The organism is uncultured Methanospirillum sp. (genome assembly GCF_963668415.2).
In the GTDB taxonomy this organism is placed as follows: Archaea; Halobacteriota; Methanomicrobia; order Methanomicrobiales; family Methanospirillaceae; genus Methanospirillum.
On sequence record NZ_CAXXDL010000001.1, the window covers coordinates 85574 to 106136 of the forward strand.

23 protein-coding genes are annotated in these 20563 nt (G+C 50.3%); 11 read left to right on the forward strand and 12 right to left on the reverse strand.

Annotated features, from left to right (window positions below; translation table 11 throughout):
- Positions 1 to 575: 575 nt before the first annotated feature.
- On the reverse strand, positions 576 to 1571 hold the full coding sequence (gene hypE, locus ACHZA2_RS00400; RefSeq protein WP_319578052.1) for a hydrogenase expression/formation protein HypE: 996 nt from the start codon (positions 1569 to 1571) through the stop codon (positions 576 to 578).
- On the reverse strand, positions 1568 to 1909 hold the full coding sequence (locus tag ACHZA2_RS00405) for a hydrogenase maturation nickel metallochaperone HypA (RefSeq protein WP_319540845.1): 342 nt from the start codon (positions 1907 to 1909) through the stop codon (positions 1568 to 1570). Before ACHZA2_RS00405 ends, hypE begins: the two co-directional genes overlap by 4 nt.
- A 122-nt stretch (positions 1910 to 2031) precedes the next feature.
- Between ACHZA2_RS00405 and ACHZA2_RS00410 the strand changes: the two genes are divergently transcribed.
- Positions 2032 to 2685, forward strand: coding sequence for a VTT domain-containing protein (locus ACHZA2_RS00410; RefSeq protein ID WP_319578053.1), 654 nt, complete (start codon positions 2032 to 2034; stop codon positions 2683 to 2685).
- 52 nt (positions 2686 to 2737) lie between these two features.
- Here ACHZA2_RS00410 and ACHZA2_RS00415 read toward each other — a convergent pair whose 3' ends face one another.
- The 4 genes from ACHZA2_RS00415 to ACHZA2_RS00430 form a co-directional block, all read right to left on the reverse strand.
- Positions 2738 to 3439, reverse strand: a complete 702-nt coding sequence (locus tag ACHZA2_RS00415; protein WP_319540843.1) for a small multi-drug export protein — start codon at positions 3437 to 3439, stop codon at positions 2738 to 2740.
- A 92-nt stretch (positions 3440 to 3531) separates the two neighbouring features.
- Positions 3532 to 4599 (reverse strand): GHMP kinase, encoded by a 1068-nt coding sequence (locus tag ACHZA2_RS00420; protein ID WP_319578054.1) that lies wholly within the window; start codon positions 4597 to 4599, stop codon positions 3532 to 3534.
- 5 nt (positions 4600 to 4604) lie between these two features.
- Complete coding sequence (locus ACHZA2_RS00425) at positions 4605 to 5147, reverse strand: DUF2148 domain-containing protein (protein WP_319578055.1); 543 nt, start codon at positions 5145 to 5147, stop codon at positions 4605 to 4607.
- A 76-nt stretch (positions 5148 to 5223) separates the two neighbouring features.
- Positions 5224 to 6345, reverse strand: a complete 1122-nt coding sequence (locus ACHZA2_RS00430; protein WP_319578056.1) for a hypothetical protein — start codon at positions 6343 to 6345, stop codon at positions 5224 to 5226.
- A gap of 137 nt (positions 6346 to 6482) precedes the next feature.
- Here ACHZA2_RS00430 and ACHZA2_RS00435 point away from each other — a divergent pair, with 137 nt between their 5' ends.
- The 9 genes from ACHZA2_RS00435 to hisE all read left to right on the forward strand — a co-directional run bounded on the left by ACHZA2_RS00435 (position 6483) and on the right by hisE (position 14669).
- On the forward strand, positions 6483 to 7928 hold the full coding sequence (locus ACHZA2_RS00435; RefSeq protein ID WP_319578057.1) for a hydantoinase/oxoprolinase family protein: 1446 nt from the start codon (positions 6483 to 6485) through the stop codon (positions 7926 to 7928).
- A complete protein-coding gene (locus ACHZA2_RS00440; RefSeq protein ID WP_319578058.1) occupies positions 7925 to 9004 on the forward strand; it encodes a histone deacetylase in 1080 nt (359 codons plus the stop codon). Before ACHZA2_RS00435 ends, ACHZA2_RS00440 begins: the two co-directional genes overlap by 4 nt.
- 71 nt (positions 9005 to 9075) lie before the next feature.
- Positions 9076 to 10266 carry an FprA family A-type flavoprotein gene (locus ACHZA2_RS00445; protein ID WP_319578059.1) on the forward strand — a complete coding sequence of 397 codons (1191 nt, stop codon included), beginning with the start codon at positions 9076 to 9078 and terminating at the stop codon, positions 10264 to 10266.
- Between the two features lie 507 nt (positions 10267 to 10773).
- The gene (locus ACHZA2_RS00450; protein WP_319578060.1) at positions 10774 to 11154 is read left to right on the forward strand and encodes a desulfoferrodoxin; all 381 of its coding nucleotides are present in this window, start codon (positions 10774 to 10776) and stop codon (positions 11152 to 11154) included.
- A gap of 41 nt (positions 11155 to 11195) precedes the next feature.
- Positions 11196 to 12170: a phosphoribulokinase gene (locus ACHZA2_RS00455; protein WP_319578061.1), complete on the forward strand. Its 975-nt coding sequence runs from the start codon at positions 11196 to 11198 to the stop codon at positions 12168 to 12170.
- A 91-nt stretch (positions 12171 to 12261) separates the two neighbouring features.
- Positions 12262 to 13095, forward strand: coding sequence for a Ni-sirohydrochlorin a,c-diamide reductive cyclase ATP-dependent reductase subunit (gene cfbC / locus ACHZA2_RS00460; protein WP_319578062.1), 834 nt, complete (start codon positions 12262 to 12264; stop codon positions 13093 to 13095).
- 190 nt (positions 13096 to 13285) lie between these two features.
- Entirely contained in the window at positions 13286 to 13696 is a 411-nt protein-coding gene (locus ACHZA2_RS00465; protein WP_319540833.1) for a hypothetical protein, read from the forward strand.
- A gap of 236 nt (positions 13697 to 13932) precedes the next feature.
- Positions 13933 to 14376, forward strand: coding sequence for a NusA-like transcription termination signal-binding factor (locus ACHZA2_RS00470; protein ID WP_319540832.1), 444 nt, complete (start codon positions 13933 to 13935; stop codon positions 14374 to 14376).
- Entirely contained in the window at positions 14373 to 14669 is a 297-nt protein-coding gene (gene hisE / locus ACHZA2_RS00475) for a phosphoribosyl-ATP diphosphatase (protein WP_319540831.1), read from the forward strand. Before ACHZA2_RS00470 ends, hisE begins: the two co-directional genes overlap by 4 nt.
- On the opposite strand, the gene ACHZA2_RS00480 is transcribed toward hisE, so the two are convergent.
- Genes ACHZA2_RS00480 through ACHZA2_RS00490 form a run of 3 tightly spaced genes read right to left on the reverse strand, consistent with a single transcriptional unit; the run spans position 14670 to position 16761 of the window.
- On the reverse strand, positions 14670 to 15251 hold the full coding sequence (locus ACHZA2_RS00480) for a DUF357 domain-containing protein (protein WP_319578063.1): 582 nt from the start codon (positions 15249 to 15251) through the stop codon (positions 14670 to 14672). It abuts the gene before it with no gap.
- Between the two features lies 1 nt (position 15252).
- The gene (gene dph5 / locus ACHZA2_RS00485) at positions 15253 to 16005 is read right to left on the reverse strand and encodes a diphthine synthase (protein WP_319578064.1); all 753 of its coding nucleotides are present in this window, start codon (positions 16003 to 16005) and stop codon (positions 15253 to 15255) included.
- A gap of 48 nt (positions 16006 to 16053) precedes the next feature.
- Entirely contained in the window at positions 16054 to 16761 is a 708-nt protein-coding gene (locus ACHZA2_RS00490) for a hypothetical protein (protein WP_319578065.1), read from the reverse strand.
- Positions 16762 to 16968: 207 nt separating this feature from the next.
- Between ACHZA2_RS00490 and ACHZA2_RS00495 the strand changes: the two genes are divergently transcribed.
- On the forward strand, positions 16969 to 17595 hold the full coding sequence (locus ACHZA2_RS00495) for an undecaprenyl diphosphate synthase family protein (RefSeq protein WP_319540827.1): 627 nt from the start codon (positions 16969 to 16971) through the stop codon (positions 17593 to 17595).
- Between the two features lie 62 nt (positions 17596 to 17657).
- Here ACHZA2_RS00495 and uppS read toward each other — a convergent pair whose 3' ends face one another.
- The 3 genes from uppS to ACHZA2_RS00510 all read right to left on the reverse strand — a co-directional run bounded on the left by uppS (position 17658) and on the right by ACHZA2_RS00510 (position 20562).
- Positions 17658 to 18437, reverse strand: coding sequence for a polyprenyl diphosphate synthase (gene uppS / locus ACHZA2_RS00500; RefSeq protein ID WP_319540826.1), 780 nt, complete (start codon positions 18435 to 18437; stop codon positions 17658 to 17660).
- Entirely contained in the window at positions 18434 to 19447 is a 1014-nt protein-coding gene (locus ACHZA2_RS00505; RefSeq protein WP_319578067.1) for a 4Fe-4S cluster-binding domain-containing protein, read from the reverse strand. The genes uppS and ACHZA2_RS00505 overlap by 4 nt, the downstream gene beginning before the upstream one ends.
- 98 nt (positions 19448 to 19545) lie before the next feature.
- Complete coding sequence (locus ACHZA2_RS00510; protein ID WP_319578068.1) at positions 19546 to 20562, reverse strand: Coenzyme F420 hydrogenase/dehydrogenase, beta subunit C-terminal domain; 1017 nt, start codon at positions 20560 to 20562, stop codon at positions 19546 to 19548.
- Position 20563 lies beyond the last annotated feature (1 nt).

A 20563-nucleotide genomic window follows, 5' to 3' on the forward strand; every position in this document is an offset into this window, starting at 1 on the left:
AAAAAATAAGATGTTACAATAAGAGCAATACCACAGAAAAAAACTGAAAACATATGAGCAATGTCTGCAAATTCACTAAATGCAGAAGAATTTAATGTTAGAAGTAATGCTGCGAAGATTAAGGCATTAGTAACCTCTTTGGTTAAATAATATACAAAATAGGAAAAAATCAGCATCGAACAAATAAAGATTGAAAATAAAGATAATTTTAGTACTAATGGATCATAATTTGAAATAAATTGCGGAAGAAGATGGAAAATTACCAGTTCAAGGAAATATTTTCCCGAACTTGATAAATATATTTCATGAAATAAAAAATTTCCTTGAATAATAGAGTAACTATAAAGTCCAAATTGGGCAGAATCGCTGTCTAATATTATATTAGAATATGAAATTAATTTGAAAAAAAAACCGATAACTATTGCTAATATTAAGAACAATTGAAGTTTTTTTTCTTTTGATGAGAAAAGACGATTTAGATTATCGAAAATGCTTCTAGTCATTTTTATTAACTCTGAAAATATCTTATTATAATTAATGAAAGAAGTAAGGTTTTTGTTTTTATCCAATTTGGTTTAGCATACCCTCGGTACCGGATCCCCAAGCGGAGTCTCAATAAACCTCTCTCCACCGGCTGCGGTCTCCATGATAACCCCGGACCCGGAGACAACCCTGCCAACGATGGCGGCATCCTTCCCGTATTTATGGCCACGGAGAGCTGCAAGGATCTTCCCGGCATCTTCAGCCTTAACGCCCATCACAACCTTCCCCTCGTTGGCTACCTCAAGGGGGTCGATACCGAGCAGCATCGAGGCACTCTTCACAGCAGGCCTGATCGGCAAGGCCTCTTCTGTTATTCTGACCTGAACACCGGACTTTCTAGCCATCTCATTTATCGCACTTGCAAACCCGCCACGGGTCGGATCCTTCATGGCATGAATCGATCCTGCCTTCATGACTTCCTGTACCATTCCGGCAAGTGGTGCTACATCAGAGACGATCTGATCACCGAACTCAAATCCTTCACGGCTTGCAAGAACGGCAAAACCGTGATCCCCGAGGGTTCCCGACACGATGATCACATCACCGACCTCAAGCCCACAGTCCCGGACAACCGTCTCTGCAACCCCGATTCCGGTGGTATTGATCATGATCTTGTCAAGGTTACCCTTCTCCATGACCTTGGTATCCCCGGTCACAAGGGCAACCCCGGTCTCGTTCAGGGCCTCGTTCATCGAGTCAACAATCCGGTTGATATCCTCGAACTCAAACCCTTCCTCAAGAACAAGTCCGCATGATATTGCGATAGGCTTTCCACCCATCATAGCGATGTCGTTGATAGTCCCGCAGACAGAAATCCTCCCGATGTCTCCTCCCGGGAAGAAGAGAGGCCTGACAATATGCGAATCGGTGGTGAATACAACCTGGGAGTTACCGATAGGGATCACTGCCCCGTCATCAAGTGATTCGAGACCGATTCCACCGGCGTTCTTGTTGGTGATCTTTGAGACGATATCGATCACCTCTCCCATAACTTCGCCACCCGCACCATGCATCAGTGTAACTTTCATTCCTCACCAGCCTCAATCTCAATATTTGTAACCACAATCTCCTTCCCCTTCTCAATAGCCGGAAGAGCACCACACTTCGGGCAGACATAGATCTCATTGCCCACGTACCCGCATTCACACCGCGTCTCCGGATGTATGACCGTGCAGACCAACTCGACTCCTGCGAAGAGTGGCTCATCCTCGACGATCGTCTTGAAGAGGAACTCAACCTGTTCAGGATTGATCATCGAGATCTCACCAACATCTACACAGACTTTACTGATCGATCTGGCATGATGATCTACAGCCGCACGTCGTGCAGTCTCAACAATATCATAGGCTATCCCGTATTCATGCATGGGGGGAGACTCCGTCCGGAAATTCCGGCTCTGGTAGAGGAAGGTCTACCCGGAAAGGGTTAAAGCGTTGGATCTGTTCCGCAGCAGAGTAGAAATGGGGGAACACGGTATATCTTCTCCTGATGCTGACTGAAGCAGTGCCCCAGCTCCTGACAGGAGATATTACCAGTGCTGCAGGCACCTTCGGCCTTCTCGTATACGGTATCCTCTTTCTGATCATCCTGCTTGAGAACGGTGTGCCCCCGATGATATGGCTTCCTGGCGATTCCCTGCTCTTCCTCACCGGTATGCTCTCAGCAGGAGGATTCCTCGACATATGGTACCTCCTCATAGCATATATCCTGGCAGGATTTTTCGGATACGAACTCAGTTACATGCTCGGATACCGCCTTGGCCTGCCCCTCATCACCAGGCACTTCTCCCGGATCGTCACTGAGAAGGATCTGAAACGGAGCGGGGAGTTCTACTGCAGATGGGGGAATACCGCAATCACCATCGGACGGTTCGTTCCGATCATCAGAACAATCATTCCGTTTCTTGCAGGAATCAGCCGGATGAGGATAAACCAGTTCACTGCCTACAATATTCTCGGGGCATTTCTCTGGCCAATTACTGTATGCGGGTTCGGATATCTCTGCGGGGTACTCCCCTGGCTTGCTGAATACCGGGATCTCATCTTCGCTGTAGTCTCCCTGCTCTTTATCCTGAGCATCGTAGGATCAGGTGCCCTTGTTTTGTATTCCTGGGCACGATCACGGGTAACAGAAGACCAGTAAATAATTGGAGATGAGAGATGCAAGGAAGGAATGCTGCCTTATGAATACTTTCTTAGGACTGATCTGTCTGGCAGTCGATCCCGACATAGCGGTACCAGAGGAAGGATACAATGGAGATCACAATAATGATGCCGAGTATGAAGGCAACCAGGTACCAGAGGTTGAGGCCCAGATACTTATTCAGTGCATAGGCCGAGAGCCCGATGACAAAACTGTGCAGTGCCGACCCGATGCTGATGGCACAGAAGATCTCTATCGGCGGCATTCCTGCCATCTTCCCGAGCACCGTTCCTGATACCGCCCCGGTGCCCTGGAGCGGAAGAAAGACAAACACTGCCAGACCGACAAGATAGAGCCGCTCAAGCCATGCATGTTTTGACAGAACATCTCTTCCTCTGCGCATGAGCCTGATAAGCCTTGGGCCGATGAACGGGATAAGCACCAGGATCTCAAAATTCCAGAGCATAAAGAGACAGGAGATAATATCGATAAAGGTCAGCGTGGCGCATATGGTGACCCAGGGGATTCCCATCGCTATTGCGGCGGGGATGAGACTCTCTTTCCCGGCCGGAGGTATGAAATACAGAAATGACAGGCTGGCTAATTCAAGATACGTGTTATAATCGTACATTGAATAGTAGACCAAGAGCATCCCGATTCCAAGGAGAAACGGGATCGACAGACGAAGTACCCGGTTGATCACCGGCGAAAAGAAGACAAGTCCTCCGGAGAGGGTACATCCCAGTGGTCTCATGCCCCTGCCCAGATATTCATTCACACCATGTTGCCCTTCACACGGATTATGCCTTTTGAACCAGGGGGTTGGATCGATCTGCAGATCGATCCTTACTCAAAGACCAGCCCACGGTTATCAACACTGGTACTGATGGCGATGGTGAGATCCATAGGTCTCAGGATATCCCGGATCTTTTCTGCAGGCATTGACGTGATGATGGCTATTGACGGACCTACCGAACTCATCCCCACAAACTCAAGCCCTGCTTTCCTGAGCCTGTTCATGTAGTGATACAGTTCAAACGAGTGGTGCTCAACCTCTGCCCGCTTTGATCCCCTGAACTCGATCTCCCACATCACATCACCCATCCGCTGTAGATCTCCGCATCCGAGGGCAGGGATGAAGTCCATCAGGATACAGTACGCCTTCTGCTCCCGGTCACGGTAATCAAGGGTCCGTGCCTTGTTCATGAGCAGGGAGAACTCCTCCTCACCGGCAGAAGAGATCGAACTCGGCGGTATGACGATATGCACGTGCTTGTCGGCGGCAAACTCATGCCTGTAGACCAGAGCAAGGTCATCGCCCATGACTGCCATACCCCCGTAGGTGCTGACTGCCGGACCTACACCGGTCTCAAACCCGTACGCAACAAGCCCTCCCTCGGTCTCTTCAACGTAGTTGTGACCGATAAGGGTCCTGAGCTGGTCCTGCGTGAGAGGTTCTCCCACTGCCTTGTTCACAGCAGATGCCACTGCTGTCAGGATGGTGCTGGTAGACCCGAGCCCGACATGCTTGTACTCATGATCCCGGGCTTCTATTGCAAACCCACCAGTATACCCGATAGTCTTTGAGAACAGAGTGAGGAAATGCTCGATGATGGCAGGCCTGCTGTATGTGATCTCATATCCTGATGGGATCGCCCTGGCAGTTGCATACGCATAGACCTGAATAGCAAACCCGATGCCTCCCCCGCCAGGATGACCGGGTGCAAACCTGTTCATATCCAGCACAGTCAGGTGAATCCGTCCCGGTGCCCTGACTGTTACCGGTTCTGAACTTATCTTCAGGTTATACGTACCTTCTAGTCCGGCAGTCTTGAGGTCCTCGCCCGGCTTGAATGAGTTGAACTCATACTCAACAAGGTCAAGGTCTCCTCCGCGTATCTTCAGTATTGTCATTGCTGTTACCGATCAAAGAAGATGTTCTTCCCGGTCACTGAGAGCGGGATCGCATACGCAGTGGTGCACCCGGGAAGGTGACCGAGCGAGAGTGCTGCTACTCCGGCAGAGAAGAAGACACGATTATCTGCGTTGTGAATCTGGGCGGTCTTTGCTGCTGAACCGACAGCAATCCCGAGATCTGCCATCCGGATAGCACAGACCGGACCTTTATAGAGGGTTTTCTCTTTCCGGTTTGCAAATGCCTCGGCCATCTCTTTACAGGTGTTATGTCCGCACCCGCCACAGTTCAGGCCAACGTGCTGCTCCCCGTGGCATCCGATCAGAACGCATGCTGATGCGGCTGCTATATTCTTCGCATCACGCATGAAAAACTGAAACCCGATCCTGGTTCCAACTACCTCCATCTCCCGTGCAAGCTCAGAAAGTTCTGGCCCGTACAGAACCTTCGTCTCGATGGTGTCAGTACCCTTCCCTTTCGGTGCAGTGCGGACGCTTACAGCCATCAGGTTAGCGATGGTCCGGACTGCTTCCTCTTCAGGATCCATACTTTCAGGTGCAGGGCATGAGGTAAATATCCTGTCATTTGCATCAGGGAGAAAAAGTATGCTAAATCCTGAACTTTCAACGTGTACGGGTGTGCTGGTTGATATAGGCAAGGATCGCGTTATATGCCATCTCTGAACCCATGTAAGCTTCCTGCCGGGCAGAGTCAGGCTCTGCAACCCCGCGGTTCTTCATGTCCTCATACTCCTTGAGGAGAAATGTCTGAAACAGGTAGAGATCCTCCATCCCGCCAAACCGATCCACTGCAAGGCCACAGGCACGATCCCAGCCCTGCTTGGCATACGAGCTGAGCGAGTACTTGGTAGGACTGTGTTTCATCTCAACGAGCATATCAAGCATCTCATCGTGGCTGATAGCACCTTTGTGTGCCTTAAATGCCGAAGTCACCTGGTTGAAGAACTCCTGCCATCCCTCCATCCACCGTTCCTGAAGTTTTGCCGGGTACTGCTCGTCAGGTTCGGGGATTCTCTTTATAAACATCTTTGAGAGAGGTGCTGAGAATCCTTCAATCTCCTGTGAGAACGAGAAGGTGATGCAGAACCGATCCGTGCCATCTGGCTTCGATGTATAGATCACCGAGTACGGAACCACAAGGTAGTCTGATGACTTTATCTTGACAAGGAGGTGCTCACTTGTGGCATACACCGTGCAGGTGTTAAGTTCAGTCTCATCGAACCAGACCAGAAGTTTCTCCTTGGTCTTGACGATAGCGAAGGGATCAAGGCCGTTCGGCCTTCGCTGTATCCCTTCGATGAAGAGCAGTTCGTCCTCCTGATTCTGCATCTCCCGCTTCTTCCGGGCAACCGCGGTCTGGTACTTCTTTACCAGTGAGTTCAGGTATCGCCTCCACGCATCAGGCCACTTGGAATCTTCAAGCGGGGCGATCACTCCACCTTCCTTCTTCTTCAGACCGTGGAGGTAGAGCCGGGTGTACTCCTCACGTTCGGTAAAAAAACGCTGGGGTGTATTACACCTGATACAGAGCCGGTACTGGTCTTCAACCGTTATCTCATGGATATGGTCAAAGGAGATCTTAATATATTCATTTTTGCGGTTTTTGATGACTATACGTCGATCAGTCACATACACCTTTGAGATGTGGCGTACTTTCAGAGTGTAGAATACCGCTGCGATGGTCTTCTTCAGGACACTCTCCCCATCCTCACACTGAAGCGTCATGATGTTAGCAGACCAGCACGAATTGATCAAAGTATTTCAGGTTCCTGACATATATATTCAGAATCAGATCAGGTCCCGGTAACGTTCAAATAATTCGCAGTCAGGGAATTTAATCAGAGAGGAGAAGAGGCAGGGAGATGTTTACCGGAATTGACATCGGCGGAACCAATACAGACATTGCGCTGATTGATGACGATATCCGGACCATCAAAGTCCCAAACTCAAAGGGTCTTGAGCATGCCCTGCAGATGGCAGGAGCGGGCGGAAGGCTTGCGGTAAGTACCTCTCAGCCTCTAAACGCGATGGTTACCGGCACAGCCGGGAGGATCAGGACAATTACCATCCCCGGTCCAGGCCTCGTGTATGGGGGCGCAGTAAAAGGTGCGGTAGGTCCCCGCGGTGACATCCTTGAACCTGTTGATACAGAAGAGATCGAGAACCTCCTCAGGGGATGCCGTGCAGACGGGATCGCAATTGCAGGAAAGTTCTCTGTCAGGAACCCGGTACAGGAGGAGATCGTCAGGGATATCGCGAGGCTGTTCTTTGACGATGAACAGATAGCGATCAGTTCTCCCCTCGGAGGACTCAACTTTCCTGCCAGAATAGCAACGACCAGGATCAACGCAGGGATCAAAGTAAAAGTTGCTACACTTTCAGACAGGATAAGAAAAACCCATCAGGACTCCCTATTCGTGACATCTGACGGAGGACTCTGTGGACATGACCGGGCTATCGAGAACCCGTCCCTGCTCTATCACTCAAGCCCTGCAACAGTTGCCCTCGGGGCTAAATATCTCTCGAAGAAGAAGGACTGCCTGGTTGTTGACATCGGTGGCACAACCACCGATCTCGTCCCAATAAAAGACGGAAAGCCGATCCTGGAGACCCTGTTCGTACAGGGAAAGAGAACCCTTATCCAGGCTGTTTCAGCAGAGACAATTCCTTTAGGAGGAGACTCGTGCATCAGGGATGAACTGATGCAGTTCAGATCAGGCAATGCCCGGGCGTTTGGTGGTGCTGAACCGACCCTGACCGATGCACTCAACGTACTCGGTGCTGACATCGGCGACACCTCCCGCTCGTGTTGTCTCGACCTGAAGAAGGCAGAAGATGCATACAGGGAGTACATCGAGACACTTGGGGGCATCATTCATCATATGGACCCTGTCCTTATCGTTGGGGCAGGGTTCCTGGCCCCTTATCTTATTCCGGATCTTGCAGACGAGGCGAGAGTGAGGTTCTATGTTCCCGACCATGCCGGTTCTGCAAACGCCGTCGGTGCAGCGGTCTCACGGATCAGCATCAGTGTCCATGCCCATGCAGACTCGCAGCGGGGAGTGCTCACATTAAACGGGATCGATCATCCGCTTCCTCTCGGAATGAGTGATGACGATCTCCTCCTGCATACCGGCGAACTGGTCAGGACAATGGCCAGAAACGAAGGAGCACCACAGGAAGATCTGCATGAACTTGTGACCAGTCAGTATTCGGCTTATAATGTGGTCAGGGGAGGCAGGGTGCAGGCCAGGATCACAGACTTCGTGATTGGGATTGCACCAGGTATCACTGCGGAGGCACCATGACGACAGGGATCGTTTTTGCCCAGGCTTACCTCCGCCACGAACAGAGCCCCACCCATCCGGAACGGAGCGAACGCCTTGCGTACACCATGGACCAGCTGACCGAGGAAGGGATCTTTGATATCCCCGAAATCAGTCTGATCGAACCCCGGAAAGCGACCAGGTCAGAGATTCTTGCAGTTCATGATGCTGCATATGTGGGATTTCTCGAAGAGGCGAGTGTCACCGGCGGAATGATCGATTACGATACCATGATCCCCCACGGCCTGATCGGCGACGCTCTGCTTGCCGCAGGAGGGGCAGTCACCGCAGTGGACGCTGTGCTTGATCAGGATGTGAGAAATGCATTCGTCCTCTGTCGTCCCCCCGGCCACCATGCCGGGTGTGCCCACGGCGGAGGATTCTGCTATCTCAACAACGTGGCCATAGCGGTCAGGCAGTTCCAGCGAAGAGGAATGAAACGGGTCATGATCCTGGACTGGGATGCACATCACGGAAATGGAACACAGGAGATCTTCGAGGATGATCCCTCCGTGCTCTTCTGTTCGGTGCACCAGTTCCCATTCTACCCGGGATCGGGCCAGATAGATGAGATAGGAACCGGAGAGGGGACAGGGTATACGGTGAACATGCCGGTCCCGGGCGGAAGCTCTGACCAGGTGTACACGTACCTGCTTCAGGAGATCATCATGCCTCTTGCTGAAGAGTTCCAGCCAGACTGCATCGTCATTTCAGCAGGCCAGGACAACCATTTCACCGATCCCCTCACTGGCCTGGCACTTACTGCAAGGGGGTACGCTTCCATGATGCAGGAGATCTGCATCCTCGCTGACAGTATCTGTCTTGGAAGGCTTGTTGTGATCCTGGAAGGCGGATACAGCGTGGAGGGCGGGCTCCCGTACACAAACCTCGGCATCATCGCGGCCATGGCAGGGCTTGATATCTCTGCCATTAGAGAACCTGACACCCTGCTTGACCTGCTCCACCGGTCTGTATCAGATACCGCACTCTCCCGGGTGATCAAGACCACCGGGGAGCTGAAACAGATGCTCGCCCCATACTGGAGTTGTTTCAGATAATCTGATCCCTTTATCCTGTTATCCGTCCTACCTGACCGGTATTGGTCAGCGATGCTGGCCCGAGGAATACCATGGCTGTCCGTCAGATTAGTGAGCACATTTTTGCAGTCGGGATCATTGACTGGGACCGGCGGATATTTGATGAACTGGTTCCCCTTCCAGAAGGAACATCATATAATTCATATTTCATTAAGGGAAGCGAAAAGACAGCACTCATCGATACCGCTGATCCCTCCAGGGAAGAAGAATTTATTGGAAACCTGATCAAGCTCGGAATCAACAGGCTCGATTACATCGTTGTCAACCATGCCGAGCAGGATCACGCAGGATGCCTGCCGATGCTGCTTGAGTTATTTCCGGGAGCAAAGGTCTGTTGCACACAGAAATGCCAGGAGCTTCTCTCACTCCTTCTTGATGTTCCTGCCCAGCGGTGTCAGATTGTAACATCAGGTGATTCTGTAAATCTTGGTAACCGGACACTTGCATTCATCTCTGCACCATGGGTACACTGGCCTGAGACGATGATGACCTACTGCCCTGAAGAGGAGATGCTCTTCTCCTGCGATCTCTTCGGCTCCCACTATGCAACATCAGATCTCTTTGTTCAGGATATGGCACGTGAGGAGATCCTGGCAAAGAGGTACTATGGCGAGATCATGATGCCATTTCGATCAAGTATCGTCAAGTACATGGCAGATCTGAAGGAGAAGAAGATCGCGGTGATCGCACCGAGCCATGGACCGCTGATCAGACCGGCATCACTGATCCTGGATCTCTATGAGCAGTGGACAAGTGACCAGGTCAAGAACTTTGTCCTCATCCCGTATGTCTCCATGCATGGCAGCACCAGCCAGATGGTCAACACCCTTACCGAACTATTACTTGAACGTGGTGTTGGGGTAAAACCGTTCAAAGTAACGAGTCCTGACAGCGGGGCACTTGCAATGGAACTGGTGGATGCCGCAACTGTGATCTTTGCAACACCAACAGTCCTCTTCGGCCCTCATCCGGATATGGTCTCGGTGGCGTACCTTGCCAACCTCATCAAGCCCAAGACCAGATATGCCTCTATTATCGGTTCCTACGGATGGGGAGGAAAGACGGTTGAGACTCTGAAGTCTATGATTCCTCACATCAAGGCAGAACTTCTCAGTCCGGTATACATTCAGGGTGCTCCGGGTGAGAAGACCAGAGCAGACCTACAGGCACTTGCTGATCTGATCGCAGTAAAACACCGTGAGGATTCTCTGGTCATCGGCTGACACCGGTGAGATCCAGACTCTTTTGATCCTCTTTATTTACACAAATTCGCAACATCCATGCATCATTCTTCCACAATGATCAGACATTGGCAAAGAGCGGAAGATTCGGGAATAAAGCGGGTGTAATCGCTCAGCAATTATAGGCCTGATTCAGCATTCAAGTATAAATCATTCAGGGTCGGGATTCAGGGCGGGAAGACGGAACTCCTGCATGCACATACTACCAGCATCACAGGGAAGAAGATAGTTGTGTGTGCATATTCTTCCGCATTACATAGAGAATATAAATAAATATTTATTATTTTTACTAGGAGAGCCGGATATCCGAGTATCTTAAAAGCGGAGCCTCCCGCATGAACCCCCACCTCCCCCGCTCACCCGCTCTGCCACCCGGATGTTTTCACTCATACCACGAACGTTCGGATATAAAAACCATTATCAGACTAGACTGCCGAATCAGAAGTACGAGCAGAACCATACTCAGGATCTGCCATTGAGAGGAGAAACATGACAGCGCTTTATGAAGTATACAAATGTGAGAAGTGCGGAAACATCACGGTGGTCTTTCATCCGTCTGCAGGAACACTGGTCTGCTGCGGTGCTGATATGGTTAAGCAGATAGAAAAGACCGCTGACCAGGGAAAAGAGAAGCATGTCCCGGTCATCGAAAAGACTGCGACAGGCATCCTGGTCAAGTGCGGTGAGATCCCTCACCCGATGGAGGAGAAGCACTACATCGAGTGGATAGAGGTTCACGGCGGAGACTACTACTTCATCAAGAGACTCTCACCCGGTGCAAAACCCGAAGCCGAGTTCCCCTGTTCAACAACCGATGTCGTAGCACGTGAATACTGCACAGTCCATGGCCTGTGGACAAGCGCAAAATAATCCTGGCTGAATCTGCCAGAACTTTTCATTTTTGAGTATTAATGAGCAGTTTTACATTTCACGACAGCATTCGTGCATCGCCATATATCTATATCATCGGGGTTGCAGGTGATTCAGGATCAGGAAAGACCACATTCTCAGATGCAATTGTCTCCATCTTCGGAACTGATCTTGTATCCACCATCACACTAGACGATTACCATCTATACGACAGGGAAGAGAGGGCTCGCCGTGGAATCACACCGCTCGATCCGAAAGCCAATGACCTTGACCGCCTTGCTAGGGATGTTGCAACCCTGAAACAGGGCCGGCCAATTCAAAAGCCGGTGTACTCGCATGCCACCGGCACATTCGGAGATCCGGTTCCCTTTCATCCGACTAAGTTCGTCATCCTTGAAGGGCTTCACCCATTTGCAACCCCTGAACTTTTGAGGCACTTGGACTATACCATCTTTGTTGACCCGGACAACGAGGTGAAGTACGACTGGAAGCTAAGAAGGGATGTAGGCAAAAGAAACTACACCCCGGAGGCTGCCCTTGAAGAGATCCAGCGGCGTGAACCTGATTACCGGCAGTATGTCTTCCCGCAACGTGGCTCTGCAGGCACGGTCATCAGGATAGCATACTCAGGATATGGGAAGTCACTTGGAACTGCCCGCAACATCTACCGGATCACACTCGGCATGAAACCGCCGGAGACCTGTCTGGAAGATATCGAACTTAATATCGATCTCTGCGGACTCTTCACCAGATCATCCCATGACTTCCTGCTCGAATGCAGCACCCTCGACCAGGATGACCGAAAGATGAGAACCCTGACAATAGACGGGGAACTCTCCCATGAGACAATACACCGGATAGAACGCAACATCGAGGAACAGACCGGTGTTCATCCGATCGATATCTTCACCGGAAAGGAGGTGATCGCAGGGTCAGACCTTGTCAGGCTCATCATCTCCTGGCAGATCATCAATCACCGGATCCTCATCGATCTCAGACAGATGCAGAAGGCCTGACTGCTGAATTTCTGCACAATAATCCTTTTTGCCACACCCTACCGGGAATAATAATTAATCCTTATACCGCTGCTCCTCCCACGTATGAGTAATGAAACAGATCGCCATCTATGGCAAAGGGGGCATCGGGAAATCAACCACCTCTTCTAACCTCTCTGCAGCCCTTGCAGATAGGAACCTTGCCGTGATGCAGATCGGATGTGATCCCAAGCGGGACAGTACAAGGATGCTGATGCAGGGGAGGCTTATTCCAACTGTCCTTGATCTGATCCGTGATCAGGGAGAGGCGAACCTCGGCATCGATGACGTTGTCTTTCAGGGGTTCAGAGGGATTCGCTGTGTTGAGGCAGGGGGGCCTGAACCCGGAGTCGGATGTGCTGGCAGGGGGATCATAGCAACATTCCAGTTACTCGAACGGCTGGAAGCATTCAAAGGGGACGTGATCCTCTACGATGTCCTCGGCGACGTGGTCTGCGGAGGATTTGCGATGCCGATGAGAAAAGGCTACGCCCAGGAGATCTACCTCGTCACATCAGGCGAACTGATGGCCCTGTATGCAGCCAACAATATCTGTAAAGCAATTGCACGAATCTCCCAGAACTCCCGGCAGATCTGCCGTCTCGGAGGAGTCATATGTAACGCCCGCAACACACCGGGAGAAAAGGAACTGGTTGAGGCGTTTGCTGCAGCGGTCGGGTCCCGGGTTCTTGCGTACATTCCCCGTGATGAGATCGTTCAGCATGCAGAACTCCATACCATGACGGTTGTTGAGTATGCCCCTGAATCAGAGCAGGCAGCACGATACCGGGAACTGGCTGAGGCAGTCATGACCAACACCTCGTTTATCATCCCATCATTTCTGGAGATGGAGGAACTCGAACAGATGGGACGATCCTTCCTGACCCCCCGGACACCCTCCCAGTGAGGGCAATTACAACTTTTGCGAAAGTGAATTAAAAAATTTAGTTCGCCTGAATGCTCCCTGATCACAAGAATGCAACACCACATCAAATATTTTTTTAAAAAAATAAAATTTCAGAATACTTTCGCCCTGTTATTTTAGCATTTATATACCTCGTTCTCTCACGGTATCAGTAGACAGGAACGTGAAAATAATGCTCGAAAAAGCAGGATTCATTCAGAAGAGCCGCATGATCACCATCGACGAGACCGGCAATCCAACCGAGATAGTTGAGGTGGTCATCGAAGGCAGACGATACGGAATTCAGGTTGATGAACTTGTCCAGGCACTACGGGGATCACTCTCGGCACGGACCTTTAAACTGCGTACAAACTGGAAACAGTATGTCGGTGCTCTTGCCGGGATTGCATACCTTTCAAACTCAGGACGTGCACTGAACTTTGAGTTCATAGACGGAAGCAAGTTCACCACCTCTATCGACTCGCTCCGCTCACTGCTCTCACGGCATTCCCAGTATGCCCCGGTTGCACGACTCCCGATCAGCACAACCCTTGGATCTCACCCCCAGGTAGGCAGCAGCCAACGGGCACTGCCTCACTTCTGATCTCATATCAGTAAATTTCGTTTCTGCAGTGTTTTTCCTTCAGAACAACTGATCGAAAAGCAATTATTAAAGTATTATATTAGCAATATTAAAACGGTCTTCCAGTCAAAAGAAATGTTCAATATATTCCATCCCCGGTATTTTCATCATAAGGCAGGGGATGGTATGGATCTTTTGTTATTTCGGAAAGCCATCTTCGGATACTTCTCTAAGCGAATATGGAGATTGTTTCACTCATGGAACGTACACTTGGATTTAAAGAGCGTAGATATATCGAGGAGATCCGCATCCTCACCAAATCCACCGCACTCGATTGTGTCATCGATGAAAAGTTCGATCGTATCATCTATGTAATAAAAACCGGCGATATGGGATACGCGATTGGTAAAAAAGGAGATAATATCAGGCGACTTCAGAATGTTCTGGGCAGAAAGGTCGAGATGGTCGAGCATGCCGAGAAACTTGAAGAATTCCTCGCAAATATCTTCAAACCAGCAAAGATCCTCCGAATAGAAGTTGATAACGAGACAAGCAAGATCAATACCTTCGTGGCTACCCGGAGCGAGGTTGGCATCGCTATCGGAAAGAATGGATGCACCATCGAAAAGGCACGAGCCCTGGTCAGAAGGTTCTTTGGCATGGAGGTCGGTGAGGTCTTTCCGGAAGGAGAGGCTGCATGACCAGTTCAGCCATCCTTGAAGAACTCTGGGAGATCATAGAAGACCGGGCCGCAAACCCGGTTGAAGGATCGTATACAACACATATCCTGACGCACAGAAAGGGTGTTGACAAGGCACTTGAAAAAGTGGGCGAAGAGGCTGTTGAGTTTATCATAGCAGTGAAGAACAAGGAGCCTAAAGCAATCGCAGGTGAGGCTGCAGATCTCCTGTATCATACGCTTCTCGCACTCAAGGGTTCAGGCGTCAGCCCATCCGCGGTTTATGCCGAACTGGAATCGCGTAGAAAACCCTGATCACCGATCTGTCTCAGTGGTGAAGAGATGGGGATTTGCCGTGATCCTGAAGAGTCCGGCACGGAGCCCGGCATCGATCCATCCGTATCCGTAACTGAGAGAACCCAGTTCACTCACATATGCGGCCACGGAACTCTCGTTTCTTACTGCATCTTCTCCTTTTTTTCGGATGAACGTCGCTGCAGCATAAAGAGGCGAACCTGTCTCCGGTGCAACCTCTATCGAACCAAGGGCATCGCGGAGCATCTGGTCATACCGGTCGTGCTTCTCCACGAGCCGGTCATGGAGATCGCAGGGGATTATTAGGTCACCAGGGAGCAGAGGATCAGGAGACTTCCCTTCGATGTACCCAAGATACAACGCAGCATCAAACCACCCGTGTACATAGAGAAGGGCAGCATACTCGTTGACCAGATCCTCACGCTGGTAGAATACCTCTGCATCGGTGAGATACGAGGATATCATCTCCCTGATTCCGGCAGTAACCTCACCAAGCGGGGTCTCTGCAGGATGAAACGATCCGGTACCTGCATATGCAAGGGCTAAATCTGTCCGGTACTGTTCAAGTTCTCCGGCATTCATGTCATTTCAGATCCGCAAAGATCCGAAGATACTCTTCTTCGACCGGGTGTAATGTAGCAGGAACAACCAGGATATGAAGCGGCGGGCCGAATTCGGCGTTCAGCATCTTTGCCGCATCACCGGCTATCACCACCGGTTCAGGTGAGCCGGCCCGTGCCATTCCGACATAAAGAGAGATCGATACTCCCTCTTCGGATGAGAGTTTCTCAAGGATCTCAACGGCTTCCCTGACACTCATGTACCTGTTCTCCTGGATATCCAGGAAGACGATGGTGTGCAGGTCTGCTGCAAGATTCGCTTGTATCGTCTCAAACGGTGTCCTCGGGAACCAGTTCTTTGCAGGATACGGGACAGAACAGGACTTGCCGAACCGGTAGTTCTGCAGCCCTGACAGTCCGCTCACTGCACTTGCAATCGATGCCCCGTGGATGATCCTGGTCGAAATTCCCTGTTCTGCAGCCCTGATCCTGATATCCGAATGGGTGGTTGAGACCATCGGATCACCACCGGTCAGGAAAACCACGTCACCTACCTTTGCAGCTGCAAGAATAGGTTCAGGATGCTGCTCGACATCCTCACGTTTCAGTATTTGAACCGGTTTTTTATACCGCTCTTCCATGGCAGCCGGGTCAGTTCCCATAAGCCGGGATGTGTAGGCTTCCAGAAAGACATGATCGGCCTTCTCGATGGCATGCATGCCTTTCACCGAGATGTCATCAAGATCGTAAAGCCCAAGACCTACAAATGTCAGCATAGTATCTCCAGTTATTGTAAACAGACAAGAAGATCAGGATAACCAAAATCAGGAGGTGAAGATGACTGATCCGTTCTCCACCTGGAACTTTTGCCAGTTCATAGATACTCCCATCATACCCTGAATCCTCATGGATGTCCCGGTATCATCACTTCTGATCTCAACGACCATGTTCATCAGTTGCTTGACAATGGCTATCGTCTTCTGATCAAAAGACTCGCTGTTGATGAGAAATACACCTATGGAGCCCATCTTCTTCAGCTTCGAGGTGATAATATGGAGGAACTGGTAGATGACATCCACCTTTCTAAACATCAGCATCGAGGTGAGTGAGAGGATACAGTACCTAATCGGGGTTGGAAAGAGCTGGTCCAGGTCCTCGGTGAACTCTCCTTTCATGATATCCTCGGTGAGCTGGGAGAACCTTATATCCATCCCGGTCAGGTCGTTCGGACTTCCAACATATTTTACCTTGTGACTATCCTGGGGTGCTCCTGACGAACTTCTGGTGATTGCATCAATGATGCCGATATAGTTGGTGTCAAAATTATTGCCTTTAAAAAAATCAAGCAGATCGGTGGCCTGGTTCTCGGTAGTCAGGACTATCATGTACTCACCCTTCCTGGGCTTTGCAAGATAGGTGGCGACTTGCTCACCGTTAGAAAATGCAGGAGCGAGGATGAGGATATTGGTTCCCGGGTTCAGACCGCCGGTCCGCTGGTCAATACTATCGATACCGGTCAGGTATTTGTACATCGCTCTGGATAACAGTTGACCTGCAATTATATTAACTCTGTCAGGTCGTTTGAGAGATAGCGGAAAAATATGGATCGAATTCTTTTATACTTCATGAAAAAAAGTAATAAGGCTGGTCAATGAGTTGATCATCTGAATACATTAATTTGTCTTCAGTGAATCAGCACTCAATTGAGAATCGGATACGTATATTTGGAGAATATGTCCATGCTTTACAGGTTTTATGAATGGTGGATCGCGCGAAGCCTGGAGCATATTCCCCATTACCTCTGTTTTATGATCTCTGACGAGGAGATGAGGGATGATCCCGGAAAGATAAGTCAGGTGGTTGACTGGTGTCTTGAGATATCATCAGATGTAACCAGGCATTACGGAAGAGATGCAGGCATTATCAGCATCACTATCCACATCAGCACCCGTGACCCTGATCCCGATCCTCAGTATCTTGATCTTATCAGGATCATCGCAGATCGTGCACACCTTATAATCCATCACGGGAATGAGACAGAGGATGCAGGTACAGGAATTCCTGTCGCTGTTGCAGTTGGGAAATCAGGAAGGGAAGAGATCATCGATGCCATCAGACAGATGGCTGATGAACAGACGAATCCAGAAGATGTAGATGAGCATAAACTCGAACAATATCTCACCTTCCAGCATCAACCGGATTTTGTTATAAAGACCGGTGGCTCGCACCTGGTCGATTTCCTGATCTGGCAATCTGTATACTCAGAACTCTTCTTCCTTGACCTGAACTGGAGAGAACTCAGAAAAGTTGATCTCCTCAGGGCATTTCGTGACTACCAGTCACGTGTCAGACGATTTGGAGCCTGACAACCGATAGCGACCAAATAGTGTCGCATACAAACAACAGTAAGATCAAAAAAGGGTGGAGTTCAGGTACAGGCTCCAGCCTGTTGTTGTGCTTTTCTTTGTGAGTAGACCCTGATTGCTCTGAGCATATCGAGTTTCCTGAACATCGGCCAGTACGGAGCACAGAAGTAAACTGCTGACTCATGCCCGTTAGCAAGCCAGGGAAGGAAGTTTGATGTCCTGCACTCATTACCGGTTCTGACTATCAGATCGACCGGAGGTATGGTGATATTCTTCCCGTACAGGTACTCTTCCAGGAGATCTTCTGATATCTCGCTGCCCTTCAGTTTGTGATCCCTGACATCGCTCAGAATATTCTTCGTTGCCTGCAGGATCTCATTCCTGCCACCATATGCAAGGGCCATATTCAGGTAAAAGTTATCATAATGGGCAGTAGCTGCTTCTGCCCGCTCTACTGCATCCCTGAGATCATCAGGAAGGAGATCACGATCTCCGATCATCTGGATCCTGATTCCGTACCGATGAACCCGCTCATCATCAATGATACTTGCCAGTTTCTCCTTGAACAGGGCAAAGAGATCAGAGACCTCGGTATCTGTCCTGTTGAAATTCTCTGTAGAGAAGATATACAGCGTGATATACCGAATTCCAAGTTGTTGTGCCCAGTCCAGGACCTCTTCGGTCCGGTCTGCACCGACCCGATGACCATACGATGTGGCAAGACCTTTCTTTTTGGCAAACCGGCGATTACCATCCTGGATAATTGCGATGTGCGTTGGAATATACTGACACTGGCGGGTGATGAAGTATTCATAGAGAGGCTCCATGAGCGATCGGATCATAGCGGAGTCACCTCGACAATCAGTCCGTTATCAGGATATCGTTCGATCACATACTTCTTGCCAGGCATGACTTCAACGAGTGATTCGAGTGCCCACCAAGCCATCTCGATACGGTCATCAAACCGGGCGTATAGATCCTGATCAAGATCGCCTGGCACCGGTGACTGATCACCGTCACACTCACAGACACCATACACGACGGTTCCATCAGGTGTTATCTCATCAAACTCTCTGGCAGTGTTTGCAGCGATCCGCTTCAGCCTCATCCGAAGTTGTACACGATCCTTGAAGTCAGACGAGCACCAGTGGACCTTCGGATGAAAGAGGATGGGTGCAACGGCTTCCCTTCCGCCCTGGACAGCGTTTGAAACATCGCCCCTGAGTTCAAATCCCCGACCCCGCATCTCTGATGCGTTCGACTCTCCCCACTCGAGCTCGTTGATGTTCAGAAAGTCCAGGTCATCGATGATCTCAAGGAAGGCCTCAATACCAGGAAGGGACGGAACCTCTACCCCGATATCAAACCCGAGTTCCCTTGCATTCAGGACAGACTCATGAAAGGCACTGCCTCTGATTGAAGGCCAGTCTTCATGGGGCGGATGAAGCCTTACTTCGTCAACAAGTCCCCTGATCTGCATCAGGTGATCCCGTGACGGGGCTATCCCCGAGTACAAATGAATCTGGTGAGAAGGTCCGAACTCATCCTTGAGTGCTGTTACATACGTGACCAGCCGGTCAATAACCGCAAACGGTTCACCGCCGGTGATCCCGGTGCCAAGTGCTGACATCTTGTGTGCAACAGCGATCATCTCATCCGGAGATGTGATGGCATGCTCATTTGCAAAAATGACATCCTTGTTTTTTCGCTGCCCTGATAACGGGCAGTACCAGCATGATCTCTGGCAGAGGCCGGTAACAAAAAGAACCAGTTTAGCCCCCTCAAAACAGAGTGTGCAGCCAGCACTGAGCCGACTGTGAGGAGGAATATCTTCAGAACTGCTATCGTCCATTGGCAATCAGATATTTGTATCCTTTAATCTATCTCTCAATAGTTCTATATATTCATGATCGTTCACGAATCAGATCAGAGCACAATAAAAAGGGTGAATTAGTTGAGCCGCTTCTGTTTTGCAGAAGCAAGTTTTTCTATAATTCCGGTCTCGACCTCGCTACTGGTAGTGAGAGCGCCTGCCTGAACAGCGTTGTCAACAAACCCTTCCCCGTCAACAGTTCTGACAACCAGGGTTGTATAACCGGTCGGAGTCCCGACTGATCCTGCCGAGATGTCGGCATCAAGGGCTGAAAAGTCGCCGCAGGTGTGACACCCCTGCCGTACTGCCCGTGCAACCTCTTCAAGCGAGAGGGAGCTTGATGAACCATCGGTCAGGGTGAGATCCAGTTTTCCCTTAACATCCATCTTCGCGATCTGATGGGGTTCAAGACCAGAACTCTTCAGGATATCTTCCATCAGGGTGTGATAATCAAAACTCTCGGTGCAGAAGAGCCCGATGATCAGACGGATGGATCTTCCGAACGGGACCAGAAGATCATTCGCAGAGTTCTTCATAGCCCGGGCTGCCTGCACAACGCAGGGAGTTCCGACGATGGCGATATGTTTCAGTTTCCGGTCAACAACTGCAGTCTTGAGAGAGCGAAGGACCGGTACAGACCAGTTGTATCGTGAACCGGCATGTTCAATCAGTTCACCTTCACTGGTGATCAGGATCGAACTCGGGCGATGGGTCCACCGGTCCTCGGTGAGCGTGACTACACCATCGATAAGTCCCTGCTGCATTGCTGCAGTCAGGATTGCGGTGACCGCACCACCATTCTGCTGGTGGGGAACCATTCCTGTTGCCTGAGCCCTGAGCAGACGGTGGTAGGACCCGAGAGTCTCCCTCTTCTGTTCACGTGTCCGGGGACAGGCATCATAACATGCACCGCAGGGGACACAATCGATGGCCATCTTGCAGTACCCTGATGATGTCGGATGGTTAATCCCAGGCTCGTCGATGAAAAACAATGCATCTGCAGGACATACAGCAACACATGCTCCGCACCCGCTGCAGGTTCCTGCATCCCAGACTTCCTTGCTCAGATCCTTGTAACTCTTTGTATCAGCCATC